Source organism: Arthrobacter sp. UNCCL28 (genome assembly GCF_900102805.1).
GTDB classification, from domain to species: domain Bacteria; phylum Actinomycetota; class Actinomycetes; order Actinomycetales; family Micrococcaceae; genus Arthrobacter; species Arthrobacter nicotinovorans_A.
Genome location: NZ_FMWE01000004.1, coordinates 112,235 through 134,106, shown reverse-complemented (window position 1 = coordinate 134,106; position 21,872 = coordinate 112,235). Strand labels below are relative to the sequence as shown.

The window sequence follows — 21,872 nt, the reverse complement described above, 5'->3', positions numbered from 1 at the left end:
ACGGGACACCAACGTGAAAACCGCAATCCAAGATCGCTACGCCGAAATGCGGAACAGCCACCGCTGGGAGGTGCCTGAGCTCTACAACATGGCCGTCGACGTCGCCGACCGGCACCCAAGGGACAAGCGCGCGCTCATCCTGGAGTCCGCCGTCGAAGGTCAACGAGAGGTGAGCTGGGGCGAAATCCAGGACCGTTCCCGTCAGATCGCCGCCACCCTGCAAAAGGCCGGCATCAAGAAAGGTGACCGCGTCGCCGTCCTGCTCCCGCAACGCGCGGATACACCGGCCGCATACCTCGGTGTGCTCCGGACCGGTGCCATCCTGGTCACGATGTCCCTGCTCTGGGCTGCGGAGCCGATCCGCTTCCGGCTGGAGGACAGCGGCGCGTCGGTGATCATCGCCGAAGAGTCGGCTAGGCGCCTCTTTGAGGACTATGAGGGCACGTTCATCGACATCGACAGCCCGGAAATCAAAGAGGCAACCACCGAATTCCAGGATGTCGAAACCAAAGCCGACGATCCCGCCCTGATCTTCTATACCTCGGGCACCACCGGCCGGGCGAAGGGAATCGTCCACGCACACCGGACCCTCTTGGGCCACAACGAGTTCGAGTACTGCCACCAGATCGGCGACGGCGACGTCTTCTACGGCGCGGGGGACTGGGCATGGTCGCTCGCCAAGCTCATGGGGCCGCTCCGGCTTGGCGCTACGCACCTGGTTTTCCGGCCCCACGGCGGCTTCGATCCCGCGGCCCTGCTGGAGAGCATGAGCCGTCACCGCGTCACCAGCGCGCTGGTCAACCCCACGTTCCTGCGCAAGATGCGCGAAGACGTGCCCGACGCCGGTACTCGCTTCCCGCTGTCCCTGGGGACGGTTTGCTCGTCCAATGAGCCGCTGACGCCGGACCTGATCACGTGGTTCGAGTCGCAGTACGGGGTGACGTTGCTGGATTACTACGGTTCTACGGAGTCGTACCCGCTGCTGGGCAACTATCCGGACGTGCCGGTCAAGCCCGGTTCCATGGGCCGTCCACTTCCTGGATGGGAGGTCCGCCTGCTGGACGAAAACGAACAGGAAGTCCCCGCAGGCGAGACCGGTGAGGTCTGCCTCCGGGCGCGCTCCAACCCGCAATTTCCCTTGGGATACTGGAACATGCCGGAGGCGTCCGCCACAGCATTCGGGGGCGGCTGGTATCACACCAAAGACCAGGCCTACGCGGACGACGACGGCTACTTCTGGTTCCTGGGGAGGACCGACGACGTCATCAAAACGTCCGGCTACCGCGTTGGACCCTATGAGCTGGAGGCAGTCATTCGTGAGCTCGATCCCGTGCGGGACGTGTCCGTCACTGGTGTGCCCGACGAGCTCCGCGGCCAGTCCATCAAGGCCTGGATCGAACTGATGCCCGGTCACGCTGGGGGAGCGGAACTGAGCGAAACCATCGTGGCGCATGTGAAGGAGAACTTCTCCCGCTTCGCGTACCCGCGATTCATTGAATACGTCTCCGCGCTGCCGAAGTCAGCCACCGGAAAAGTCCAGCGGGCCCAGCTCCGCGAACTCCCACACGTTGTAGCCTCTCCCCGCCTCGAAGGACAACAATCATGAATACGATGACCCAGAAAGTCGCTGACACCGAGTCTTCCCCGCGGCGCAGCCTCAAGCGCGTAGCCGCGGCGGCCGCCGTCGGAAATTTCGTCGAATGGTTCGACTCCGCGGCTTATGCGGTCATGTCCGTCACCATTGCGAAGCTCTTCTTCCCGGATTACTCCACGACGGCGTCACTTCTGGCCGTGTGGGCGATCTTCGCCGGCGGCTTCATCGCCAGGCCGCTCGGGGCTGCATTCTTTGGACGCTACGGTGACAGGATTGGCCGGAACAAGATGCTCGGCCTCTGCGTGGTGATCATGAGCGCGGCGACGTTCTGCATCGGGATCTTGCCGACATTCGCGGTGATTGGCGTGTGGGCTCCCATCCTCCTCTTCCTGTTCCGCGCGGTTCAGGGCTTCACAACCGGTGGCGAGTACACGGGGTCATCGGCCTTCATCGTCGAATACGCTCCGGAAGGCAAGCGGGCAACGTACGCCAGCATCATCCCCGCCACTGTCGGACTGGCTTCGGTTGCCGGTGCGCTGCTGGGTGTGGCGATTACTTCCACGTTGAGCACTGCTGATCTGCAGGCTTGGGGTTGGCGGATTCCTTTCCTGTTGGCCGCGCCGCTTGGGCTCATTGGCCTCTACATCCGGTCAAAGGTGGACGACACCCCCGTGTTCCGTGGTCTTGAGAAAACGGGTGAAGTGGCAAAGCGGCCTTTGGGCGATGCCATCCGGATGTGTTCGCGCCAAATCTTCACTCTCTTCGGTTACAGCATCACTAACGCAATCGCGTACTACCTCATGAGCAGCTACATGATTGCGTACATGACCTCGAGCCTTGGCTACTCCTCGGCCGAATCCATGATCACCAGTGTGATCACCATGCTGGTGTACACAGCGGTTTGTCCCCTGGCTGCACGTGCCAGTGACCGCTACGGCCGGAAACGGATGCTGCTGGTGGCCTGCGTGGGCTTCGTGGTGATGACCATTCCCGCGTTCTCCATCATGCCGCTGGGTCTCGGTTTCGCGATCCTGGGAACGAGCGTCCTGGGTGCGTTGGTAGCCGTGATCGGAACGTCCAACGTGCCGGCGCTGGTGGAGATGTTCCCGTCGTCGGTCCGGGCATCCGGCTCAGCGATTGGTTACACCCTGGCCTACGTGCTGTTCGGTGGCACGGCTCCCTTTGTAGCCACCGGCTTGGTTGCGGGCTTTGGCTCACCGCTGGCTCCGGCCTTCTACCTGATGGGAATGGCATTGGTGTCGGCGGTGGTGGTGGTCCTGTTCTTCCGGGAAACCAAAGACCTGTCGCTGTCGCGGACCACGGTTCTGTAAGTTATTCAGCTGGAAAGAGGTTGGGTTGGGTGCTCGTCAGCGCCCAACCCAACCTATTGCTTTGCCCGTGATGAGCTTCGGCGCTGGAGCATCTTTACTCCGCCTGGCTCTGCGGTCATGAGGTCCCCAAGGCTGCAATGATGCGAGCTTCCGCGTCGGGATTCAGCAGGCCCCTCTCACGGGCTTGATGAGTGGCCTCGATAAGTCGGTCGGTCATAATCCTGCCGCGGGCACCGAGGATGGCGCTTTCGACAGTCATAGCCGGGACACCTTCTATGCTGTCTCGCTGATCCTCAGGCACGGCACGGCGGATAACTTCTACGGTCCCGGGGAGTTGGGCGCGCACGCGACGGCCGGATGCCACTCGAATTCGTCGCAGGTTGACCTGTGCCAAGTGGTGAGCAGCAAGGACTGCTTCGTCGGCTAGGACAGCGCCTTCCCCCACCAGGGCAACGGCCTGTGCGTACTCATCAAGCTCACCGGCAGGTGCTTCATCCATCCTGTAGACGCCTTGGCCGAGCCGGGTGAGAGCCCCCCGCGCAGCGAGCTTTCGCAGCTCCACTGTTGGAACTCCCGCGGCCTCTGCAGATCGGCTTGTCACTACTCCGTGGGTCTCGAAGGCCAGCTCGCGCAGTGTTCGACGATAAGTCATCCCGCCACCTCTCCTTTGTCTCAAACGTACCATTAATGGTACGGAATTGTCATGAAACTTCCCCGATGAATGCCTCCACCCGCGTGAAAACTTCAGCCTGAACTTGTTGAGAGGCACGCCAATCATTGGGAATCTGCAAGGAGTGATCGGCCCCCGGCACCTCAAAGAACGTGCCGGCAGTTTCTGACTTACGTCCGCCGTCCCACAGCTTGTCCCGGGAACCACCGATAAACAGGTCATCCTTTGACGATGCACGGATGGTGCTTCGGACCTGCTCGTCTGTGAGCAAAGGTGTCAGCCAGATCCCTGGGATGCGGACTTCCTCGGCCCAAGGAATGGACAAAGTGCTGAATGACTTTGCCACAATCAACCGCTGATGGGAATCGGGTGCGGCAGCAAAAGCCTGCCTGGCGGCGTTGGCCGCAAATTCGTGTGGGTCAGCACCGGGCGAATCGTCGGTGGTCCACCGGACAGCCTGTACATGCCAGCCCAGGGCGCCCAGCATTTCACCAATCCAGAAGAGGACGGGTCCTTCCACCGGATATCCGGAACCGGGAAGCAGAACAGCTACTTTGGGTTGCTCCGAGTTATCAGTGGTGGCTTTTGCCCAGGTGAAAGACTCCATAGGGGGGATGCTACTTGGCCGCTGTTTCGTTCTCGCCGAGGGCCTAAAAATTGATAGTTACGTGTCATGAACTGTCGGTCTCGTCTTTTACACTGAGGACAAATGCCCAGAGAAACCATCTGAGGCTCGTGCTTTGGGGGAGAACAGATGACAGAACCGGTGACGTGGAAAGCCATGTCCCCAGCCGAGGTCTGTGACCTTATGGACTTCTGGGCTGCCGCAGACTGGCCGTTGTCTAAAGACGAAGTGCAGAACCTCGCCGTCGAGCGTTTCGGCTGGAGCATCGAGGTGGAGGACGGCGTTTCCTATCTGATGAATACGGTTTCAGGATTCACCATTCCGGACGTATCGACCATAGGCAGCAAGGGGTCCCTGAGCTATATCAACCTCCGGGTTTCAGACGTGATCCGTCAGGTCACGCCCCAATCCACCGAATTCCTTGGCGACAATTTTGCGCTCATAGTGCGTGAAGGCCAGCAGCGTTGGGGAAAGCCGGCAATGCGGAAACCCGACGGCGCGGAGTCAGCAAGCTGGAATCTGCCCACGGGCGCCCGCATCATCTTGAACTGCAACCCGAAGAGTCTCAGTGCGATGTTCCAAACTCCGCAGGGCGTTGAGATCGACCGGAAGCTGGGCGACTAACGTGGCCAGCGCAAAAAGGCGCCAATCCCGCATCCCCAACAGTCCGGCGTCGAATCATTCCTTGGAAAAGGACCAGCCGACATCGCTCATCAAGCCTGGAAAGTATGCCGTCCTTGACAATGTTGAGTATCAGATCCTGCGCCGGGGAGATGCTTGGGTGTTGTTGACGGCTCAGCCAACGCCGGGTTTCAGTGCTTGGGGCAAGCACGGATACATCCGGGAGATCGGTCCGGCGGAGCAGTTGGAGTGCCATGACGTCAAGCATCGTGGCACGTACCGGGGCTTGATCATCGAAGTCCATCGGAGTGGCCCACACGGATTCTTGGTGAGCAGCCTGGACCCCTCGGCCGGTGACGAGGGGTTTGAAAGACGTGATCCTCGTGACCGGGATCAGGAAAAGAATATTCCTCACGATGACCCGGATCTGCATTTCAGCACTGTCCGGACGCGGGTGCCGATGCCTTGGGCTGAGCGGACACCGAGCGAACGGGCGACGTTCGACTGGATCGATTTCCGGGACAGGCTCGCAGTAACGCTCCGAGGCTTAACGGACCGTGCCATTCTGATCATCACCTCCAGCGTGTACCCGAACAGGTATGTGCAATTCGCGAGGCAGGGCGATCGTCTTGAAGCAGAGGCCCCGGGGAAAGATGTCGTGGGCAACGCCGTCGAGTCCGTGCTCAACGGCAGCGGTTGGCAGGCACCCGGGGTTGGGCAGCCGAACTGGTCCTCTGTCCTCCCGCTTCCCGCGTTGACCTCCGAGTTCCGTGAGCTCGCGGAGCGGTGCGTGGCCGCTTTGCGAAACTCCTACGGCGTCAAGAGTCCGGACGACCTCAGCTACCGGGCCTGGCATGAGGCAGAACTGATGGCACCAGGACAGACTTGGTCGGCGGAGCGGGTAGCCGGGATGGATCCAGGTTCCGCTTCCCTGGAACTCCCCGGACTGGGGCTGGACTCGAACCGACTCGACTCAACGGGGACAGTGGAAAGGGAGCGCCACCCCACCCTATGGGTCAGCTCCTTGGACCACCCTCTGGTCGAGGAGATTCTCAGCACCCCGCCCATGAAAGCGATCAACCCTAGGGTGAAGCTGAGCCTGCTCACTCACCCTGACGGTGTTCTGGAATGGAGGTTCCTGGCGGGGACGAAGGTCATTGCGGTGACCGATGATGGCACCCTGGAATTGCGTCATGCCGGCTCCAACCCAACGAAAGTAATGGCCCGGGCTGACTCTGTTCGGCCCTTCGTCCTGGACCTGGTGCAGGGGATGCTCTGGCCGGAGAAGCAGATAGCCACCTTTGAGGATGCGCCCGGGGTTGATGTAAAAGTCGGCCCCAATGGCACAGAGATTCGATGGGGACGCGGCCACTGGGTGGATTTCATCGGCGGTTTTGAGACCTTCCGGGCGGCCTACCCCCTGATTCACCTGCTCAATGCCACCGACGCCGAGATTGTTCAGTCAATCGAAGCCGCTGACGGTCGACCCGTTTTCAAGGTGGGTGAGTCGTTGAAGGATGCCGCTGCCGCGGCCGGGTACAACTTCAACTTTTTCAGCTACTCCGCTTGGAGGGTCTGGCTGGAGAGGGCAAAAAGCGAAAACCAAGAAAAAGGGGGAAACACGTGACCTGGAAATCAATGCCTCCCGCCGAGGTCTGCGACGTTATGGACTTCTGGATCGCGGCCCCATGGCCGCTGTCAGAGGACGAGACCCAACAACGTGCTGTGGAGCGGTTCGGGTGGACCACCGAAGTCGAGAACGGCAGGTCTTACCTGATGAACACAGTTTCCAACTTCACGTTCCCTGACGTCATGACCATCGAAGTCAAGAACGTCATGAGGTCAATGAGCCTCGATACCTCGGACACCATCCGGGACATCACGTCGGAATCCACTGATTTCCTCAATGATGCTTTCACCCTCATGGTTCGCGAAGGCCAAGCGAGGTGGGGAAAACCGACACTTCAGAATTTCAAGGACACCCCATCAGCACGGTGGAACGTCGACGGCGGCGCCCGCGTCACGTTCAGATTCAACCCCAAGGGTCTCTCGGCAGGATTCGAGACACCCCAGGGCGCGGAAATCGAAAGGAAACTCGGCGACCGCTGACGTCGCCGGCGCCCACTTAGATCAGCGGGTGTGAATCCTCTCGTCACTCGAGGAATTCTCCTGAACAGGCGGATGAAAGCGTCCGTATCGGCGTAGGCAGAGATACATGCCTATGAAGGTGACCAAACCCAGGATCGGTCCTGCCCACACCACGATTGACGAGCCGCGCAGAAGAATGCCCGCCACAGCAAAAGCTGTAGTCGCCATGACTATCGCAGGGCTGTCCGAAACAAGCTTGCGCTCCGCCTTGCGTCCGATCTGCCCGTAGAACGCGCCCACGACCACCTGAAATGGCCTCATCCGCCACCACCTAGGCCACCCCAAACCACCACCTAGACGCCCCCAAAACACCCCTAATTTCGGCTGATTCACCACCTAGTTTCCGCTTTCCGCCCTGTGGCCCTTCTGCCCGCCCATAGTGTCCTTCTCAGAACGAGCACCCGGAAATTCCGCCGGGACTGCTCCGGAGAAGAGTGCACAACTATTGGGGGTTGGGTCATTGAAGCTGAGTCAGCAACAGAGCATTGCCGCCGCTGTGGATCAGTGGGTCACCGGCATTCCCGGGCGTATCCGGGGCCATGTCATTTTTGTCGAGAATCCTGACCACACGGAATACGCGAAGACCCTCGCCGATGAGGATTCCGCGGTCCTGGTCATCAACGGGGACAGGACGGATACAGACATTGTGGTCGTCACAGGATCCTTCGATATCGCAGGGGAAGAACTCCTGGTAGACGGCACACTGAGCCTGGAAGTCCAGGATTATGTGGCCATCCCGTTCGTGAACCTGGTGGGCGTGACGGTAGTCAGGATTACCACCAAAGAGGACTGGCAAGCCTTCTTCGACGACGCCGAGGAAGCCTGCCGTACAGGGCACTTCGTGCAGCAACTCACCGAGGTCAACGCAGTGCTGGCTGAGCGGGGACTGCTGAATGGGCAACCAAAGGACAACCTCCTGCTGGCCCGGCTCCACATCACCTGGGACGGTTCGATTCTCAGCGGACCCTACGGGGCCAAAATCGGCGCCATTGGTGACGCGCTGCCAGACCTGAAGGTCAGGGCCATCGCCCTCCGGCCCGAGTCGGCGGTTGCCGCGGCCTACTACCCGTGGGACATCTACGAATCGCTGGCAGCCAAACCGTGGATCGCCCGCTACCTGGCCGCCTTGGACGCCTGGAAATTTGTGGCCCGCGAGGACCGCCCCGCCACCAAGCTGGTGGGATTCGGAGCCAGCCTTTACGGGGCCACACTGAGGGACGGCCTGCCGTCAGCGCACGCTCCCTTCATCCTGAAGCGGGGGAGCGAGCATACCCTCCTGGACCCCAGGACCGGCCGTCTCTTCAAGATCGGCCCGGACGCCGCAGCCATTATCGAAGCCGTCTCCAACCTGCGGGACGTTAAGGTAGCGGCCATAGCAGTGGCGCCCGCGCTCAACGTTCCGGCCGCGCTCGCCGAGGAGTCCGCCCGTGCTGTCCTGGACCGCTTTGAGCAACTCGATATCGACATTGTTGGTGGCCACTGATGACTGTCGTGCCGATCCTTCCTACCCCCAGAACCCAACTTCCGCTGTGGATACCCCTCATCACCCAGCACGACTTCGCAGGGGAAAGTCATGCCGCAGTCAGCGCCAACGGCGTGCACGTCACCTACGAAGACGGCCGCCAACGCATCTGCGCCAAGAGCGGACTCTGGAACACCAACCTGGGCTATGGAAACGAGAACATCGCTGAAGCCGTTGCCCGGGAACTCCGCACCGCGTCCTATCTGCCGCTCTTCCGCACAGCTCACCGCACTGCAATCGAAGCCTCCAACGCTCTTCTGAGCCTGCCGGCCCACAGCTTCCACCGGGTCCTCTTTTCCACCTCCGGAGGTGCTGCCAACGATGCCGTGATGAAGCTGGCTCGCCAGTACTTTGTCTTGGACGGGCAGCCTGAACGCAAACTCATCGTCGGGCTGAAGGGCAGCTATCACGGGCTGACCTATGGAAGTCAGGCACTGAGTGGTGACGAACTGGGACAGGCCGTGTACGGAGTGGACCGGCGAAACATCCGCCACATCGGCTTTGACGACGACGGCGCGGAACTGGCGCAGCTCATGTCCAGGGAAGGCCACAGGATTGCCGCGGTCATCATGGAACCCGTTCTGGGCTCGGGTGCGGAAGCTGTGCCGGATGCCTTCATTGAAGAGGTCATCAAGCACCGTGACCAGCACGGCTTCCTCCTGGTCGCAGACGAGGTAGCAACTGGTTTCGGCAGGGTGAGTGGCTGGTTCGCGTCAGAGAAATGGTCCCAACAGCCGGACGTCATCGTCACGTCCAAAGGGCTGACCAATGGCACCAGCGCCTGCGCAGCCCTGCTGATCGCCCAGCGCGTCACGGAGACCTTCGACAAGAACGAGTCGGTCTTCATTCACGGCGAAACCCAGGCCGGTACCCCGGCAACGTGCGCGGCGATCCTCGGCACCATCGCGGAGATGAAACGGCTGGACCACAACACCCTGACCAAGCAGGTGGCGGCCGGCCTCAACAACCTCATTGAGGAGCTGCAAAACACCCGGGGGATAGGCAACTCATCAGGGCGGGGCTGCATGAGGGCCATCAAACTGCGCTCACACAACGGAACGCCCCTGTCCTCAAACGGTGTACTGGCCGTGGTCCGGCGTATCCACGACGCCGGTGCAATCGTGCAGGCCGGGCCGGGACGAATCCAACTTCTGCCCGCGCTCATTTACACGGAGGAGAACTTCGAAGAACTGGGCACGGCCATCCATGCCGGACTGGCAGCGGCTGAAAAGGACGGGATCTTCGCATGATCGCGGACCACCTGTGGAGGACCCGCTGCGTGATCCTCGACGACGGCACGGCAGCCAAGTACATCGGTGGCCTGGCCCGGGGGCGGACCGGTTTGGTGGTGGACAGCCACCTGGAAGCACACCGGGACAAACTGCTGGCCGGCAACCTCAAAGGAGCTCCGGTCCTGGAACTGCGCGCGGCCCCGGTCACCGTTGAAACAGTCCGGACGGTGGGCAGCTTCATCCGCGAAAACGGGCTTCAAACGGTTGCCGGACTCGGCGGCGGTTCGGTACTGGATGCGGTCAAGCTGGCAGCACTTTTCACCGCCGACCCGAGCCTTGCCATTTTCGCCGAACGCCATGCCAAGCGTTCAGGGCTCCTGGTCCTCCCGCCGCTCACGAATCCCAAAGAACGTCCCAAAACCATTCTCATGCCGTCCACCGTGGGGACCGGTGCGGAAGTCAGCGCCGTAGCGTGCCTGGACACCGCCGTCGGACGCCGCTTGATTGCCTCGCGACACCTGACCGGTGACGCCGCACTGCTCGACGCCGGCCACCTCGCCACCCTGCCGCAACAGCTGGTTTTCGAGGGGCTGCTGGAAGCGTTCCTGAGGGTGGCCGGGACCATGATCGGCAGCCATCACAGCATTTTTGACGACGACGGCCATGTACTCATTCAGCGGATCGTGCGGCTGGGCCGGCAGCTGTCCCGAAAGGACTCGCCGGAGCTGAGACTGGCCGCTGCCCGGCTCAGCATGGAAACTCACACCGGCTGGGCCCTGATGGGACGCAACCCCTACGGTGCCAAGCACTGGTACGTCGCGAACGAACTCGCCTATGTCACGGGCGCTCGGAAGATGACCGCGACGGCGTCGTTGATGGGTCCCATCTGGAAGGAAATAGGCGAAGGCGCGGTGGCCTGGGGTGATGCCCCACGGCTCAACCGGCTCTGGAGCATGGTGACGGCGACGGATCCCGCGCTGAACCCCGAGCCCGGGCCGGGGATCGAAGAGCTGATGTGGAAGTGGGGTATTGCCCGGCTCCAAACCATCACCGAGGAAACCCTGGTCCGCACCACGGACGCTGCCATCCGCAACTGGGGCGGTGGTCTTCCCATGCTCCGGGGGATCGACGCCGCACAGATCCAGCACGTCCTCCATGCCGCCGCAGGAGGACCCCACATCTTGCCAGCCCCCACGGGAAATCCACCAGCAGGCAGGGGAAAGGAGGTGAACACATGAACAGCGCAAACGCACTCAAGAGCCTGGACCTCCACATCCAGGAACTCGAGCCCATGGATGTCCCGGATGACTGGGACGAACGAATCAAGGGCATTTCAGCCGGATTGGCACTGGTAGGCATCGCCGTCGCCATCACCTGATCCCCGTTTGGACGCCACAACAACAGCGAGGGGAGGTGAACGCGCATGCAAAAACAGCTCAACATCTCCATCCAGGAGATCGAATCGCTGGACACCCCTGACTTCCAGAACTGGTTCATCGGGGTCTCCCAGGGAGTCGCAATCGGCATCATCGCCGTCAGCATCACGTAGGACCCGTCAACAGCATCCACATAACAACTAGAAAGGAGGAACCAATGATCGCAAACGCGCCGCTTCAGCTGTCCATCGAAGAGCTCGAAAACCTCGACACCCCGGACGATACACCGTGGTACATCCGGGTTGGTGACGTCATCATCATCGCCGGCATCGTCGTCGGAATCGCCGCCACATAGCCGGTGCACGCGGGTGGTGCCACGTTCCGTCCCCCCACCCGCGTGCATCCCGCCACCACTCTCAACCTCCCGGAGAACACGAGTTGATGAACACCGCAAAAGACAAGACCGCCGACGCCGTCCTGCGGATCCTGGGCCACATGAATCCTCCCGAGGATCTCTACAGCGTGTCAGGCTCCCGCCTTTATGACCTCGTCACCGCAAACGACCTCACGGAACTGCCGGAGATCCTGACGGCAGCCCGCAAAACGGAGGGACCCATCCTTGAGTTGGCTGCCGGGTCCGGTCGGATTACCCGGCCCCTCCTGACCCTTGGACGTCCGCTGACCGCCGTCGATTCTTCCCGGGAGATGCTCGCCCTGCTCAAGACCAAGGTGGACACCCAGGCGTTCAATCCGCGTGGCGTCTCCGTGGACATGGTGGAGGCCGACATGTCCGGCTTCGAGCTCGACGGCGGGTACGGTTGCGTGGTTCTCGGCGCCAGTTCCATCACCCTCCTGGACCCGGCGGGGCGACGCGCGCTCTTCCAAAGGGTCCGTGACTGCCTGGCACCGGAGGGGCGCTTTCTCCTGACCGTCCTGAACGCGGACAGCCACCACGCATCAGAAGACAACGACGGCGGCACAACAGTTTCGCCGCTGGGCAAGGACTCGTTCCTGATCACCACGGAAAGCCGGGACCCCGCCAACGGTGCCCGCCACGTCACCATGATCCACGTGACCTTCGGCGAGGGCGGCACCTACCGGTCTTCGGCCTACTCCAGCGATATCGCCTTTGTCAGCAACAGCCTCATTGAAGAGGAACTTGCTGCAGGGGGCCTCACGATCCTCGAACGCAGGCAGGTTCGCATCGCCACGCGGACCCCTGGGCTGAACGACATTGAACTGTGGGTATGCGGCGTATGAGCATCGATCCCGTGCGTACCCTGGATCCCTCAATGGGTCTGGTCTCGGAATCGGCGGTGTACGTCCCCAACGAGGTTGGACTGTGGCGGACGGCTGGTGTGCTGGCACTTGGGCGGGCATCGCTCCCCGGGTTCGCCTCCGTCGTCGGCGCCTTTGACGTCAGGAAACGCGACTCCATTACCCGGGGTGCGGGAGAAGCTGTGGAGAGATTCGCGTTGGCTCCAGCGCCAGGGGATGCGGAGTATCTTGTTGCTCCCGCCGGGAGTGTTGATGAGCGGATCGACTTCATCACCCCGGGACTGGGGCGGCCGTCGGCACTCGCTTACGAATTTCCCTGGTACCGGGCCACCAACCTTCTGACCGGAAAGGCCTCGCAGGTTCCCGCTCCGGTGGTGGACTATTGCCCCGGCCACGCCGAGGCGGATCCGTGGGACGGCTTCTTCGATCCTTCTCCCAATGGTGCAGCGTCCGGGCCGTCGGAGGACTTTGCGCAGTGTGCAGGGATCGGAGAAGTGCTGGAACGGGATGCCTTCCTCGCGGCATGGCACCAGCGGACGCCGCTCCTTAGCTTCGATGTGGCGAGACTGCCCGACGACGTGCGGACGACGCCGGAGGCCCGGAACTTCCTCCTGCTCCTCGACGCGGCGCGGACTGCCGGCGTCGAACCGTTGTTGGCTTTTGTCCCCCAAGAAGGCAGCCCGTTGGTCACCGCAGTGTGCGTGATCGCCGTCGAAGGCCATTTTGCTGCGGTGGGGCTGAAAGCGTCCGCCCATCCTGTCCCTGCTTTGCGGGGAGCACTCCAGGAGGGACTCCAAATTCGGGAGCTGTTTCAATCCCGCTCAGCTTCCAGGACTCCGGCGGCAGTGACGGACGACGATTCCCGTGCCGATTTCTGGGCCACGCCTGCCGTGATTGACGGGTTGCTCCGCTGGACCCGGTCGTTCCAGCCGGGCCGATTACCGGCCACCCAGCCCACTCCGGAGGTTGGGAGTCTGGTTAATTACCTCGCGGGCAGGGACATCCAAACCCATTGGGTGAGCCTCAGCCACAGGCTTCCCGCGGCAGTTCAGGACATGGGATGGGTGGCCGGCAAAGCGGTGTGCCCCGGAGCGGTGCCACTCACCATGGACGAGACCAAAGGACTGTTCCTCCCCGGTCACTTCTCCACCCCGCATCCACTGATATGAGCCGGCTCAAAGTTCCCCCTGGCCGGGTGGTCGAATGGCCCGTGAAGCTTGCCCCGTCGGGATCCATCGATGCACCGCTGACGGAAAGCGGCCCTTGGATTGTGGCCATCAACGATGTGCCGAAAGCGCGGGTTTCCGCCGACGTCGCAACCGTCCTTAAAGCGGTGGACGGCAGGAAGAATCCCGCCCAAGTGGCGCTCTCCCTCGGGTCTCCTTGGACAGCACAGGACGTCACGGGCATCGTCCGCCAGTTGGCACCCACAGGAATATTCGACGGCGGTGCGGCGCCGGTTGCGATGCCGCGTGTCCAGTTCAGGCCGCCCCTGACCGTGCAGTTCACCTTGTTCAACCCTGCGCCTTTGCTCCTGTTCTTCAGACCGGTGGTGGCTGCCATGACAAGACCAGGTATGGCAGTGGTGGCACTTCTCCTCCTTCTCGGCGGGCTCGTGGGCGCATTCATGGCGGGCCCGAGTATGTGGCGGGTCCTCTCCACGCCGTTGCCGGTGGAGGCGTATCTGTATGTGGTGGCGGCGATGTTCGTCTCCACGCTCCTGCACGAACTGGGCCACGGCATGGCGCTCACATACTTCGGCGGGACACCACGCCGCGTAGGCATCATGCTGTTCTATCTTTCACCGGCATTCTTCTGCGATGTGACCGATGGGTGGCGGCTGAGTTCCAGGAAGCAACGCGTCGTCGTGGCGCTCGCAGGACCCTTGGTGCACGTCGCCCTGGGCAGCATCGTCCTGGCTGCACAGGTGCTTTTGCCCGAGTCAGCGGTGAAGGACGCTGCAGTCCTTTATGGCGTCATTTGCTACGCCGTGGCCGTGCTCAACCTGTTTCCCTTCATCAAGCTGGACGGTTACGTTGCCCTGATGTCTGCCGTGGACATCCCGCACCTTCGGAAGAAATCGCTGGAGGCATTGGCTGAGGTGGCCGGCTACCGGCTCCTCGGCTCTCGCCCCATGTCAGGACGGGATCGATACCTTCCATGGTTTGGCCTTGCAAGCTTTGTTGCCGGGATCGCCTTCATGGTGGTCGGGTACCAGCGCCTGATGCCGGTCTTCCTTCAGCTGGGTTATGCAGGCCATCTGGTGGTCCTTGCGATCCTCTGCCTGCTCTTGGTGATGGCGCTCAGGGGAGTGGTCCGGTTCTTTCGGGCTGCGGCAGCCCACGGGAGCCCACGCTGGCGGCGGATCCTGGTGGTGATGCTCGGGTTGCTGACCATTGGGGTGCTGCTGGTGATCATTCCCGTCAGGGCGGTGACCGTAGCGGGCTACACCTACCAAGGCGGCCAGCTGAAGATCGTGATGCCGGTCCAAGGGCCTTCCGGCGTTCTGGCGCCCGGAGACCAGGTCACGCTGCAATCGCAGGGGATGATCATCCACGAAAACCTGGGCCGGGCAACAATCGGTGACCAGCCGCCGTCGAACTCCATGGCACCCTTGGACACTTTGGTCCCGGTCGCCTTCCCCGGTGACCCAGTGCCGGTACTGACCTTCTCCAGTGACCTGGCCTCGGGGACCAACCTCGCGTCCGCCGGGCGGGCCGAAGTAGCGAGCCAACGAGAGATACGCCTGGGGGAGTGGCTCTGGGCTTCCATCACCACCTCGCCCTTGTGGCCAGGGCAAACCGGGGCGCAATCCGGGACGCCCTCAGACTCCACGAAAGGTCAGCCGTGACAATTCACGCCAGCTTTGAACATTTCAGCAAGAAGAGGGGATCGCGTTTTGCCGTAGAGGATCTGACGTTCGATGTCCCAGCCGGACGGGTGGTGGGGCTGATCGGTCCAAACGGAGCAGGGAAAAGCACCGCGCTCGCGGGCCTCACAGGATTGCTGGAGGCGACCTCCGGCAAGGCAACGGTGTTCGGCGTCGGCTACCGATCCCTCCGGCGGCCTGCCATCAGGGTTGGCGTGAACCTGGACGGGATGGATGTGGAGCCAGGGCTGACGGGTCGGCGGCATCTGCAGATCTGCCAGCTCGCTGCGGGAGTGGGCAGGGAAAGTGTGGAGCGTGTATTGGAACAAGTGGGTCTGGCGGGCGAGGCCAACAAAAGGGTCCGCGACTACTCGCTGGGCATGAAGCAACGCTTGGGCATCGGCTCCGCGTTGGTAGGTAATCCCCGGCTGCTTGTTCTGGACGAGCCCGCCAACGGACTGGATCCGGAGGGCATTCAGTGGCTTCGGCGTTTCCTGCGGGAGTTCGCCGCTGCCGGGGGAAGCGCACTGGTGTCCAGCCACCAACTGATGGAACTGGAGCAAGTGGCGGACCAGGTTGTCATCCTCAAACAGAAGGTCATGTTCCGCGGGACCCTCGGGGAAGCCAAAGTGCTTGGCGGTGGCAGCCTTGAAGCGGCGTACTTCAAGATTCTGGCCGGTGCCCAATGAGCAGCGGAGCCTTCGCCGCTGTGACCAGCGGAGTCCGATCCGAGCTACTGAGGTTCGTCAGCGGGTACTCCATCCTGGGCATCGTGGCGTTCAGTGCTTTGGTGCCGTGGTTCGTGGCCAACTTCTTGGGATGGCCGGACAGCTCGGGTGCTTTGTCCGTTTCGGACAACATCAAGATCTTCTGGTCACTGGCCGCAAGTATCGCGCCGGTAGCCACGTTCGCCGGGAGCTACCTGGTGACCCGCGAAGCCTATTACGGGACACTTCGCCGCACGGTGGTGGCAGCGGGGATGGCGAACGTGGTGGCGGGCAAATACGTGGCTGCGGTGATAGTGGGAATCGGCACCCTAATAACGGGACTCGTGGTGTGGGGTGGGACCATCGCGTTCTCGCTTTCGCCTGACGTTGCGCCGCAACTCCTGGCCCCCGATTCCCTGGGACTGTTGCCGGGGGTGGTGGTGGCCTCCGCTGTAGCCGCCGTCTGGGGTTGCTCGTTGGGGTGGATCTTTCAGCACTACTACGCGACGACGATCATCACCCTGGTAATTCCACTCGCCGTCGAACTGCCCCTCCTGGCGAACGCTCCGGACATGGCCCGCTGGCTTCCGTCCGGCGCCTTGGCAGGAATAGCTTCCGTGCCTTTTGAAGGCTTGCTTGAACCGGTTCCGGCCTTCTTCGTGTCCCTTGGATGGCTGCTTGTCGCGGGCCTTTGCGCAGGGTGGTCACTCCGCCGGAAGGAGCTCTGAGGTGGGTCCCGCATTCCTCTCAGAGCTGCGACGGCCGTGGCTGTGGAAATGTTCGGCGGTGGGGGCCGCACTGGTGCTGGGGTTTATTGCCTTGTTGGTTCTTGCAGCTGCCCTTGAAGCCGGACCAACGCTGGCGAGCCTCGGCGGACCATTGACAGAAGCCGGCCTGACACTGACATTGACGGGGTCGGCAGTGGTGGGTTCCTTTGCCTTCACCGCTGATTTCCGCTCAGGAAGCTTCAGCCGGCGTGTCTTACTGTTCCAACGAGGGCCTGCGTTCCTGGGACGGACAGCCGCTACAGCACTGGCAGCGCTGGTCAGCGGTGCGCTGATCGGGCTGATCTTTGTCCTGGCAGGGGAACTACTGGGTGAAGCGTGGCAGTTAGGTTTGCCAGCTTGCCCGGCTTTTGCGGGGATTGCTGGAATGGGATCCATCTGGGGCTTCGCAGCGGGGTCGCTCATCCGCAATCATCTGGTGAGCTTGTTCGCCGTGCCCCTTACTTTGCTGCTTCCCGAGATGTTGCTGGGGCCCGACTCCCGCTTCTTTCCCGTCCTGGCAGCCGACTGGGCAACCCAAGCGGCTGTCAACATACCGGTTTGGGGCTCTTTCGCCGGGGCTGCAGCCTGGCTTTTAGTGGTCTTAGCAGTAGCCTTCGTCATTTTCCTGAAGCGCGACCTCGCCTGACTTTCAAACCCTTCTTCTTTAAGGAATACAAGAATGAATCGCAAACCCTTGATATGGCTGCTGCTGGCCCTGGTGCTCGCCGCCTATTCAGTCTCGATCTTCGTTACCGGCACGGGCCAATCGCCGTGGTCCGTGCTCTCCGGAGTCATCATCGGAGCGGCCTCGCTGGTGATGGTGTGGAAATACAGTCGGGAGATCAGGAACAACCGGCCATCTTGACGGGGCGCGAGATCTGTCACCCACCCAAGAATCCCGACCGGAGGCACGGGGACGAGCCTGAGTCTATTACAATAGGTGCACATATATGTACGTGTGCACCTAAAGGATGGGTAGATGCTAGCGGTTCTGCGGAACGTGACGTACCGGCAATTGTTCGCCGCCCAGATTGTGGCGCTGATTGGCACGGGCTTTCTTACGGTTGCTCTTGGCCTCTTGGCCTACGATCTGGCCGGGAGTAGCGCCGGTGGCGTGATCGGGACCGCGTTGACAATCAAAATGCTCGCTTACGTGGGACTGGCGCCGGTGATCAATGCCCTGGTTGCCCGTTTGCCGAAGAAGCGCGTGCTGATCGGGGCCGACCTGATCCGGGCCGCCATGGCGTTGTGCCTGCCTTTCATCAATGAGGTGTGGCAGATCTACGTGGTGATCTTCCTGCTGCAGTCGGCCTCGGCGACGTTCACTCCGGCCTTCCAGTCTCTGATTCCGACCATCCTGACCGCTGAGCGGGACTACACCCGGGCTTTGTCGCTGTCCCGTCTGGCATATGACATGGAAGCATTGGTAAGCCCTGCCCTTGCAGCGCTGCTGCTGACCGTAACCAGCTACAACAACCTCTTCGTGGGCACGGTCGCCGGATTCCTCTTCTCCGCATTGCTCGTGGCGCTCACAAACCTGCCCAGGGGAGTCACAGGGACTGGATCGCCGACCACGTCGCTCTGGCACCGGACTACCTTGGGTACCCGGATCTTCTGGCGAAACCGGCGGCTGCGATCATTGCTGGCCTTAAACCTGGTGGTTGCCGCGCCGACGGCTCTGGTTCTGGTCAACACCGTGGTCTACGTCCGGAACGTTTTGCACCGGCCGGACTCGGATCTGGCGCTTGCCCTGGCCTGCTTCGGTGTCGGTTCCATGCTGGTTGCTCTCAGTGCTCCACGGTTCCTGGACCGGTTCGGGGACAGGGCCGTGATGCTCACCGGAGCCTCGCTGATCCCCGCAGCTTTGGCCGTGGCGACAATCGTGACTGCTGCCGGGGTTGCCGGGGCGGGGTGGTGGTTCCTGCTGGCCTTGTGGTTTGTGCTGGGAGCTGCGAACTCCACTATCCTGACCCCGTCATCGCGGCTGCTGCGCGATGCGTCAACAGACGAAACCCGCTCCTACGTTTTTACCGCCCAGTTCTCACTGTCCCATGCCTGCTATATCCTGACATATCCGCTGGCAGGTTGGATCGGGGCCACCGCGGGATTGGGTTGGGCTGCTGCAGCCTTGACGTCTATCGGCGTTATGGGCGCCGTTGCCGCGTTCCTTTCCTGGCCAAGACCCGGTAAGCCGGCAACAGAACCCAACGCCAAGGAGCAGACCAATGACCGCCCAGTCGAGTCCAACACCTGATGCCACTCCCGGGCGCGGGGAATCTTCACTTGTTCACGAGATCATCCCAGGTCCGGCTTTGCTGAACACCGCCGCTGAGACCCTGCGGATGCTGGCCGAACCGACCCGGTTGCACCTGCTCTGGCAACTCGCGGACGGTCCTAAGACTGTCACCGAGCTCACCAATGTCGCAGGGGCACCACGGACCGTGATCAGCCAGCATCTGGCGAAACTGCGCCTCAGCGGGTTGGTGGACACCCGCAAGGATGGGCGTCACGTCATTTACTCATTGCATGACGGTCACCTGATACGGCTGATCAGGGAAACCGTCAATCATGCCGACCACCGCCTTACCGGGGAACCTCTCCACGACTAAAGGCACCTCCAGGTGCAGGCTGGATCCTCCGGAGTGCATGTGGGCGGGGCGCAAACCGCTACCTGCCAGATTTGACCGGTTTGACCACTATGGCAGAGCCACCACCACGTCTGGTGGGTTCGGCAGCAGCGGTCATCTGTCCGTCCTTACCGAACTCAATGGCTGTCGCAGCACCGATCTCGGCAGCCGATGTGAAGGCATCCCCGGCCGGAACCAAGTCATGTCCCAAGGACTCAAGCGCAGGACCATAAGCCTCGATGAAGGCCGGTTCCGAGCTGACGGTGGCGCCATTTCGTGGTGCGGCCCGCGGTGCAGCGAGGGCCTCGGAGACTGTCATCCCCAAATCCACGCGGTTCAGGATGGTCTGCAACACCGTGGTGATGATGGTCGACCCGCCGGGGGAGCCCAAGGCCAGGAACGGCTTCTGGTCCTTGAGGATGATGGTGGGGGACATCGATGAACGGGGACGCTTGTTCGGCTCGATCCGGTTGGGATCCTTCGGATCATAGACCGTGCTGAAATCAGTGAGCTCGTTGTTCAGCAGGAAGCCGCGGCCCGGTACAACAATCCCCGAACCACCGGTCTGCTCGATCGTCAGCGTGTACTCCACCACGTTGCCCCACTTGTCGGCGACCGTCAGGTTCGTCGTCGAGATGTTTTCTGTATCCGACTCATCGGCGAGGGGAGCTGCGGCAGCCGGGCACGCGCCGTCGTACGTCTCTATATTGCCGGGGGCTACCGGTTTGGGAGCGGCCGCCGTCGGATCGATTTCGCAGGAGCGTTCCTTGGCGAAGACGTCGTTCAGCAACGTGGTGGTGGGCACCTTGACGAAGGCAGGATCGCCGACATATGCGCCGCGGTCAGCGAAGGCGAGCGAGCTGGCTTCGAAGTAGTGGTGCAGGGCATCAACGGGCTTCATGCTTTTGAGGTCGTAGTTTTCCAGGATGTTCAGCGCTTCGCCCACCGTGGTGCCGCCGCTGCTGGAAGGAGCCATGCCGTAAACGTCGTAACCCCTGTACCCCACTTTGGTGGCGTCCTGGTCCAGGGCCTTGTAGTTGGCAAGATCCTGGGTGGTCATGGATCCGACCGGGACGGGAAGCGTGGTTTCGGCAGTCTTCGGCGGAGCCTGCACGGTCTTGGCGATCTCCTCCGCGAGCGGGCCGCCGTAGAAGGCGTCGGTGCCCTCCTTGGCGAGCAGGCGGTAGGTCTCGGCGAGGTCGTGGTTCTGGAAGACGCTTCCGACGGCGGGAGCGTCCCCACCGGGGAGGAACAGGTCGCGGGTAGGAGTGAACGCGTCGAAGCGGACCTTGTTGTCCAGGGTCTGCTGGCGGAATGTCTCATCCACAACGAAGCCACGGTTTGCCACCTTGATGGCGGGTTTCAGAGCCTCGCCCAGGCTCACCGTCCCCCACCGCTCAAGGGCGCGCGCCCACGTTGCAGGCGTGCCGGGGACACCGACGGAGACGCCGCTGGTGACCAGATCGGGCGTGAATTTGTAAGGTTTCTGGGTGGCAGGGTCGATAAAGGCATCAGGCTTAATGCCCGCCGGAGCTGTTTCCCGGCCATCAATGGTGCCCACCTGCTTAGTCTTCGCGTCATAGAACACGAAGTAGCCGCCGCCTCCAATGCCGGCACTGTACGGTTCGGTGACGCCGAGGGTGGCTGCAGCTGCAACAGCGGCATCAGCTGCGTTGCCGCCCTTCTTCAGTACCTCGATGGCTGCCGCGGAAGCCTCCGGATCCACGGTGCTCACGGCACCCCCTTAGCCGGTGGCCGTAGCGTTCTTGTCGGTTGCACGGGGATCGGCGAAGGCCGGACTGGCCATCGCCCCGCTCGTCGCGGTTAGTGCCAGGGCGGCCGTTACGGCAGCCAGCTGACGTCTCACATGTGTCATGGTTTCTCCCAGAGTTCTTCCAGACGGTGATGTGGGTGGACGGTTTGGTCACCCTACCCCGGGGCTCTGCGTGGGGACAACGGTTGAAATTCGGGGCGGATTGGGGGTAAGGCGTTGTTGGGCGGGGGCGCTGGAGTGCGCGCTCAGAAACCAGCTTCGCCGGACATATAGGCTCGAAATCTACTCCGGGTCGAAGTGTCCTGGAAACGTCACGAGGGAAACTAGTTGATGTATGCCGTTCCCGAATTCGTCAGGTACCAGTCGACACAAGTAAATGCCCGCGGGATCTACGTCGGCATATTTGGCTTGGCCAACGGGCTGGCGAAGGACGGAAAGCTAGGCGAAGAGGACCACCGGTGGTGGCAGACCGCGAATGCTTGGTACGACGCCGCTTACCCTGATCCCAACCTCATAGATCCCACGGTGTATGACCGCACCATCAACCCTTACGCCCAAGCGTGGTTCAAGACCAGTGCGGCTCATCTGCTGACAAGGATCCCAGGTTATTTGGACCTGTTGGATCGTCACGACGTGAAATGGCAGGAACTTCGTTCATCAGCCCCGGGACGTGTCCTCTACGAGGACGACGTTCAGGTGGTGGTGGTACCGATCCGCTGAGTAGGTACCGT

General features: G+C 62.0%; 24 protein-coding genes and 1 pseudogene. 21 read left to right on the top strand and 4 right to left on the bottom strand.

All coding sequences use genetic code 11. The annotated features are described in order from the left end of the window. Positions 1 to 13: 13 nt before the first annotated feature. Together BLQ01_RS12965 and BLQ01_RS12960 are read left to right on the top strand one after the other, a co-directional pair. Complete coding sequence (locus BLQ01_RS12965; RefSeq protein ID WP_091552149.1) at positions 14 to 1,606, top strand: acetate--CoA ligase; 1,593 nt, start codon at positions 14 to 16, stop codon at positions 1,604 to 1,606. Continuing rightward, entirely contained in the window at positions 1,603 to 2,925 is a 1,323-nt protein-coding gene (locus BLQ01_RS12960; RefSeq protein WP_091552148.1) for an MFS transporter, read from the top strand. The genes BLQ01_RS12965 and BLQ01_RS12960 overlap by 4 nt, the downstream gene beginning before the upstream one ends. Before the next feature lie 115 nt (positions 2,926 to 3,040). Here BLQ01_RS12960 and BLQ01_RS12955 read toward each other — a convergent pair whose 3' ends face one another. Next, positions 3,041 to 3,577 (bottom strand): type IV toxin-antitoxin system AbiEi family antitoxin domain-containing protein, encoded by a 537-nt coding sequence (locus tag BLQ01_RS12955; RefSeq protein WP_175493435.1) that lies wholly within the window; start codon positions 3,575 to 3,577, stop codon positions 3,041 to 3,043. Positions 3,578 to 3,626: 49 nt separating this feature from the next. Further along, positions 3,627 to 4,202 carry a hypothetical protein gene (locus BLQ01_RS12950; protein ID WP_254779428.1) on the bottom strand — a complete coding sequence of 192 codons (576 nt, stop codon included), beginning with the start codon at positions 4,200 to 4,202 and terminating at the stop codon, positions 3,627 to 3,629. A gap of 201 nt (positions 4,203 to 4,403) precedes the next feature. Here BLQ01_RS12950 and BLQ01_RS12945 point away from each other — a divergent pair, with 201 nt between their 5' ends. The 3 genes from BLQ01_RS12945 to BLQ01_RS12935 are packed head-to-tail and all read left to right on the top strand — an operon-like array spanning position 4,404 to position 6,950. Further along, positions 4,404 to 4,844 carry a DUF6301 family protein gene (locus BLQ01_RS12945; protein WP_026542033.1) on the top strand — a complete coding sequence of 147 codons (441 nt, stop codon included), beginning with the start codon at positions 4,404 to 4,406 and terminating at the stop codon, positions 4,842 to 4,844. Position 4,845: 1 nt separating this feature from the next. Next, entirely contained in the window at positions 4,846 to 6,468 is a 1,623-nt protein-coding gene (locus BLQ01_RS12940; protein WP_091552145.1) for a TY-Chap domain-containing protein, read from the top strand. Further along, positions 6,465 to 6,950, top strand: a complete 486-nt coding sequence (locus tag BLQ01_RS12935) for a DUF6301 family protein (protein WP_139183489.1) — start codon at positions 6,465 to 6,467, stop codon at positions 6,948 to 6,950. Before BLQ01_RS12940 ends, BLQ01_RS12935 begins: the two co-directional genes overlap by 4 nt. A 21-nt stretch (positions 6,951 to 6,971) precedes the next feature. Here BLQ01_RS12935 and BLQ01_RS12930 read toward each other — a convergent pair whose 3' ends face one another. Further along, complete coding sequence (locus BLQ01_RS12930; RefSeq protein ID WP_139183488.1) at positions 6,972 to 7,250, bottom strand: hypothetical protein; 279 nt, start codon at positions 7,248 to 7,250, stop codon at positions 6,972 to 6,974. Between the two features lie 199 nt (positions 7,251 to 7,449). On the opposite strand from BLQ01_RS12930, the gene mpaB reads away from it, so the two are divergent. The 15 genes from mpaB (at position 7,450) to BLQ01_RS12870 (ending at position 19,349) form a co-directional block, all read left to right on the top strand. Beyond that, on the top strand, positions 7,450 to 8,472 hold the full coding sequence (gene mpaB / locus BLQ01_RS12925; protein ID WP_091552140.1) for a daptide biosynthesis RiPP recognition protein: 1,023 nt from the start codon (positions 7,450 to 7,452) through the stop codon (positions 8,470 to 8,472). Next, positions 8,472 to 9,761: a daptide-type RiPP biosynthesis aminotransferase gene (gene mpaD, locus BLQ01_RS12920; RefSeq protein WP_091552139.1), complete on the top strand. Its 1,290-nt coding sequence runs from the start codon at positions 8,472 to 8,474 to the stop codon at positions 9,759 to 9,761. Before mpaB ends, mpaD begins: the two co-directional genes overlap by 1 nt. Then, positions 9,758 to 10,981 carry a daptide-type RiPP biosynthesis dehydogenase gene (gene mpaC / locus BLQ01_RS12915; protein WP_091552137.1) on the top strand — a complete coding sequence of 408 codons (1,224 nt, stop codon included), beginning with the start codon at positions 9,758 to 9,760 and terminating at the stop codon, positions 10,979 to 10,981. The genes mpaD and mpaC overlap by 4 nt, the downstream gene beginning before the upstream one ends. Then, positions 10,978 to 11,121 (top strand): daptide-type RiPP, encoded by a 144-nt coding sequence (locus BLQ01_RS22390; protein WP_155854090.1) that lies wholly within the window; start codon positions 10,978 to 10,980, stop codon positions 11,119 to 11,121. The genes mpaC and BLQ01_RS22390 overlap by 4 nt, the downstream gene beginning before the upstream one ends. A gap of 45 nt (positions 11,122 to 11,166) precedes the next feature. Then, positions 11,167 to 11,292 carry a daptide-type RiPP gene (locus BLQ01_RS22795; RefSeq protein WP_256378406.1) on the top strand — a complete coding sequence of 42 codons (126 nt, stop codon included), beginning with the start codon at positions 11,167 to 11,169 and terminating at the stop codon, positions 11,290 to 11,292. A gap of 44 nt (positions 11,293 to 11,336) precedes the next feature. Next, on the top strand, positions 11,337 to 11,474 hold the full coding sequence (locus tag BLQ01_RS22385; protein ID WP_155854089.1) for a daptide-type RiPP: 138 nt from the start codon (positions 11,337 to 11,339) through the stop codon (positions 11,472 to 11,474). A gap of 86 nt (positions 11,475 to 11,560) precedes the next feature. Continuing rightward, positions 11,561 to 12,379 (top strand): daptide-type RiPP biosynthesis methyltransferase, encoded by an 819-nt coding sequence (mpaM, locus tag BLQ01_RS12910; RefSeq protein ID WP_091552136.1) that lies wholly within the window; start codon positions 11,561 to 11,563, stop codon positions 12,377 to 12,379. Further along, complete coding sequence (locus tag BLQ01_RS12905) at positions 12,376 to 13,566, top strand: YcaO-like family protein (RefSeq protein ID WP_254779426.1); 1,191 nt, start codon at positions 12,376 to 12,378, stop codon at positions 13,564 to 13,566. The genes mpaM and BLQ01_RS12905 overlap by 4 nt, the downstream gene beginning before the upstream one ends. After that, a complete protein-coding gene (gene mpaP, locus BLQ01_RS12900; RefSeq protein WP_091552133.1) occupies positions 13,563 to 15,248 on the top strand; it encodes a daptide biosynthesis intramembrane metalloprotease in 1,686 nt (561 codons plus the stop codon). Before BLQ01_RS12905 ends, mpaP begins: the two co-directional genes overlap by 4 nt. Beyond that, positions 15,245 to 15,955: an ABC transporter ATP-binding protein gene (locus BLQ01_RS12895; RefSeq protein ID WP_091552131.1), complete on the top strand. Its 711-nt coding sequence runs from the start codon at positions 15,245 to 15,247 to the stop codon at positions 15,953 to 15,955. Before mpaP ends, BLQ01_RS12895 begins: the two co-directional genes overlap by 4 nt. Next, on the top strand, positions 15,952 to 16,701 hold the full coding sequence (locus BLQ01_RS12890) for a hypothetical protein (protein ID WP_254779424.1): 750 nt from the start codon (positions 15,952 to 15,954) through the stop codon (positions 16,699 to 16,701). Before BLQ01_RS12895 ends, BLQ01_RS12890 begins: the two co-directional genes overlap by 4 nt. 1 nt (position 16,702) lies before the next feature. Then, the gene (locus BLQ01_RS12885; protein ID WP_091552130.1) at positions 16,703 to 17,386 is read left to right on the top strand and encodes a hypothetical protein; all 684 of its coding nucleotides are present in this window, start codon (positions 16,703 to 16,705) and stop codon (positions 17,384 to 17,386) included. 33 nt (positions 17,387 to 17,419) lie between these two features. Beyond that, entirely contained in the window at positions 17,420 to 17,605 is a 186-nt protein-coding gene (locus BLQ01_RS12880; RefSeq protein ID WP_091552128.1) for a hypothetical protein, read from the top strand. A gap of 114 nt (positions 17,606 to 17,719) precedes the next feature. Continuing rightward, positions 17,720 to 18,994 carry an MFS transporter gene (locus tag BLQ01_RS12875; protein ID WP_091552126.1) on the top strand — a complete coding sequence of 425 codons (1,275 nt, stop codon included), beginning with the start codon at positions 17,720 to 17,722 and terminating at the stop codon, positions 18,992 to 18,994. Beyond that, the gene (locus BLQ01_RS12870; RefSeq protein ID WP_026546978.1) at positions 18,966 to 19,349 is read left to right on the top strand and encodes an ArsR/SmtB family transcription factor; all 384 of its coding nucleotides are present in this window, start codon (positions 18,966 to 18,968) and stop codon (positions 19,347 to 19,349) included. The genes BLQ01_RS12875 and BLQ01_RS12870 overlap by 29 nt, the downstream gene beginning before the upstream one ends. A gap of 58 nt (positions 19,350 to 19,407) precedes the next feature. Here the strand turns inward: BLQ01_RS12870 and ggt are convergent. Continuing rightward, positions 19,408 to 21,243, bottom strand: a pseudogene (gene ggt, locus BLQ01_RS12865) (gamma-glutamyltransferase). Positions 21,244 to 21,471: 228 nt separating this feature from the next. Between ggt and BLQ01_RS12860 the strand changes: the two are divergent. Continuing rightward, the gene (locus tag BLQ01_RS12860; RefSeq protein ID WP_091552125.1) at positions 21,472 to 21,861 is read left to right on the top strand and encodes a hypothetical protein; all 390 of its coding nucleotides are present in this window, start codon (positions 21,472 to 21,474) and stop codon (positions 21,859 to 21,861) included. The last annotated feature ends 11 nt before the right edge of the window (positions 21,862 to 21,872 follow it).

Coding starts and splice junctions, on each gene's coding strand:
- mpaM (WP_091552136.1), top strand. CDS start 11,561: ATGAACACCGCAAAAGACAAGACCGCCGACGCCGTCCTGCGGATCCTG.
- BLQ01_RS12960 (WP_091552148.1), top strand. CDS start 1,603: ATGAATACGATGACCCAGAAAGTCGCTGACACCGAGTCTTCCCCGCGG.
- mpaP (WP_091552133.1), top strand. CDS start 13,563: ATGAGCCGGCTCAAAGTTCCCCCTGGCCGGGTGGTCGAATGGCCCGTG.
- BLQ01_RS12890 (WP_254779424.1), top strand. CDS start 15,952: ATGAGCAGCGGAGCCTTCGCCGCTGTGACCAGCGGAGTCCGATCCGAG.
- BLQ01_RS12955 (WP_175493435.1), bottom strand. CDS start 3,577: ATGACTTATCGTCGAACACTGCGCGAGCTGGCCTTCGAGACCCACGGA.
- BLQ01_RS22390 (WP_155854090.1), top strand. CDS start 10,978: ATGAACAGCGCAAACGCACTCAAGAGCCTGGACCTCCACATCCAGGAA.
- BLQ01_RS22385 (WP_155854089.1), top strand. CDS start 11,337: ATGATCGCAAACGCGCCGCTTCAGCTGTCCATCGAAGAGCTCGAAAAC.
- BLQ01_RS12930 (WP_139183488.1), bottom strand. CDS start 7,250: ATGAGGCCATTTCAGGTGGTCGTGGGCGCGTTCTACGGGCAGATCGGA.
- BLQ01_RS12950 (WP_254779428.1), bottom strand. CDS start 4,202: ATGGAGTCTTTCACCTGGGCAAAAGCCACCACTGATAACTCGGAGCAA.
- BLQ01_RS12945 (WP_026542033.1), top strand. CDS start 4,404: ATGGACTTCTGGGCTGCCGCAGACTGGCCGTTGTCTAAAGACGAAGTG.
- BLQ01_RS22795 (WP_256378406.1), top strand. CDS start 11,167: ATGCAAAAACAGCTCAACATCTCCATCCAGGAGATCGAATCGCTGGAC.
- BLQ01_RS12860 (WP_091552125.1), top strand. CDS start 21,472: ATGTATGCCGTTCCCGAATTCGTCAGGTACCAGTCGACACAAGTAAAT.
- BLQ01_RS12875 (WP_091552126.1), top strand. CDS start 17,720: ATGCTAGCGGTTCTGCGGAACGTGACGTACCGGCAATTGTTCGCCGCC.
- BLQ01_RS12880 (WP_091552128.1), top strand. CDS start 17,420: ATGAATCGCAAACCCTTGATATGGCTGCTGCTGGCCCTGGTGCTCGCC.
- BLQ01_RS12905 (WP_254779426.1), top strand. CDS start 12,376: ATGAGCATCGATCCCGTGCGTACCCTGGATCCCTCAATGGGTCTGGTC.
- mpaC (WP_091552137.1), top strand. CDS start 9,758: ATGATCGCGGACCACCTGTGGAGGACCCGCTGCGTGATCCTCGACGAC.
- BLQ01_RS12870 (WP_026546978.1), top strand. CDS start 18,966: ATGACCGCCCAGTCGAGTCCAACACCTGATGCCACTCCCGGGCGCGGG.
- mpaD (WP_091552139.1), top strand. CDS start 8,472: ATGACTGTCGTGCCGATCCTTCCTACCCCCAGAACCCAACTTCCGCTG.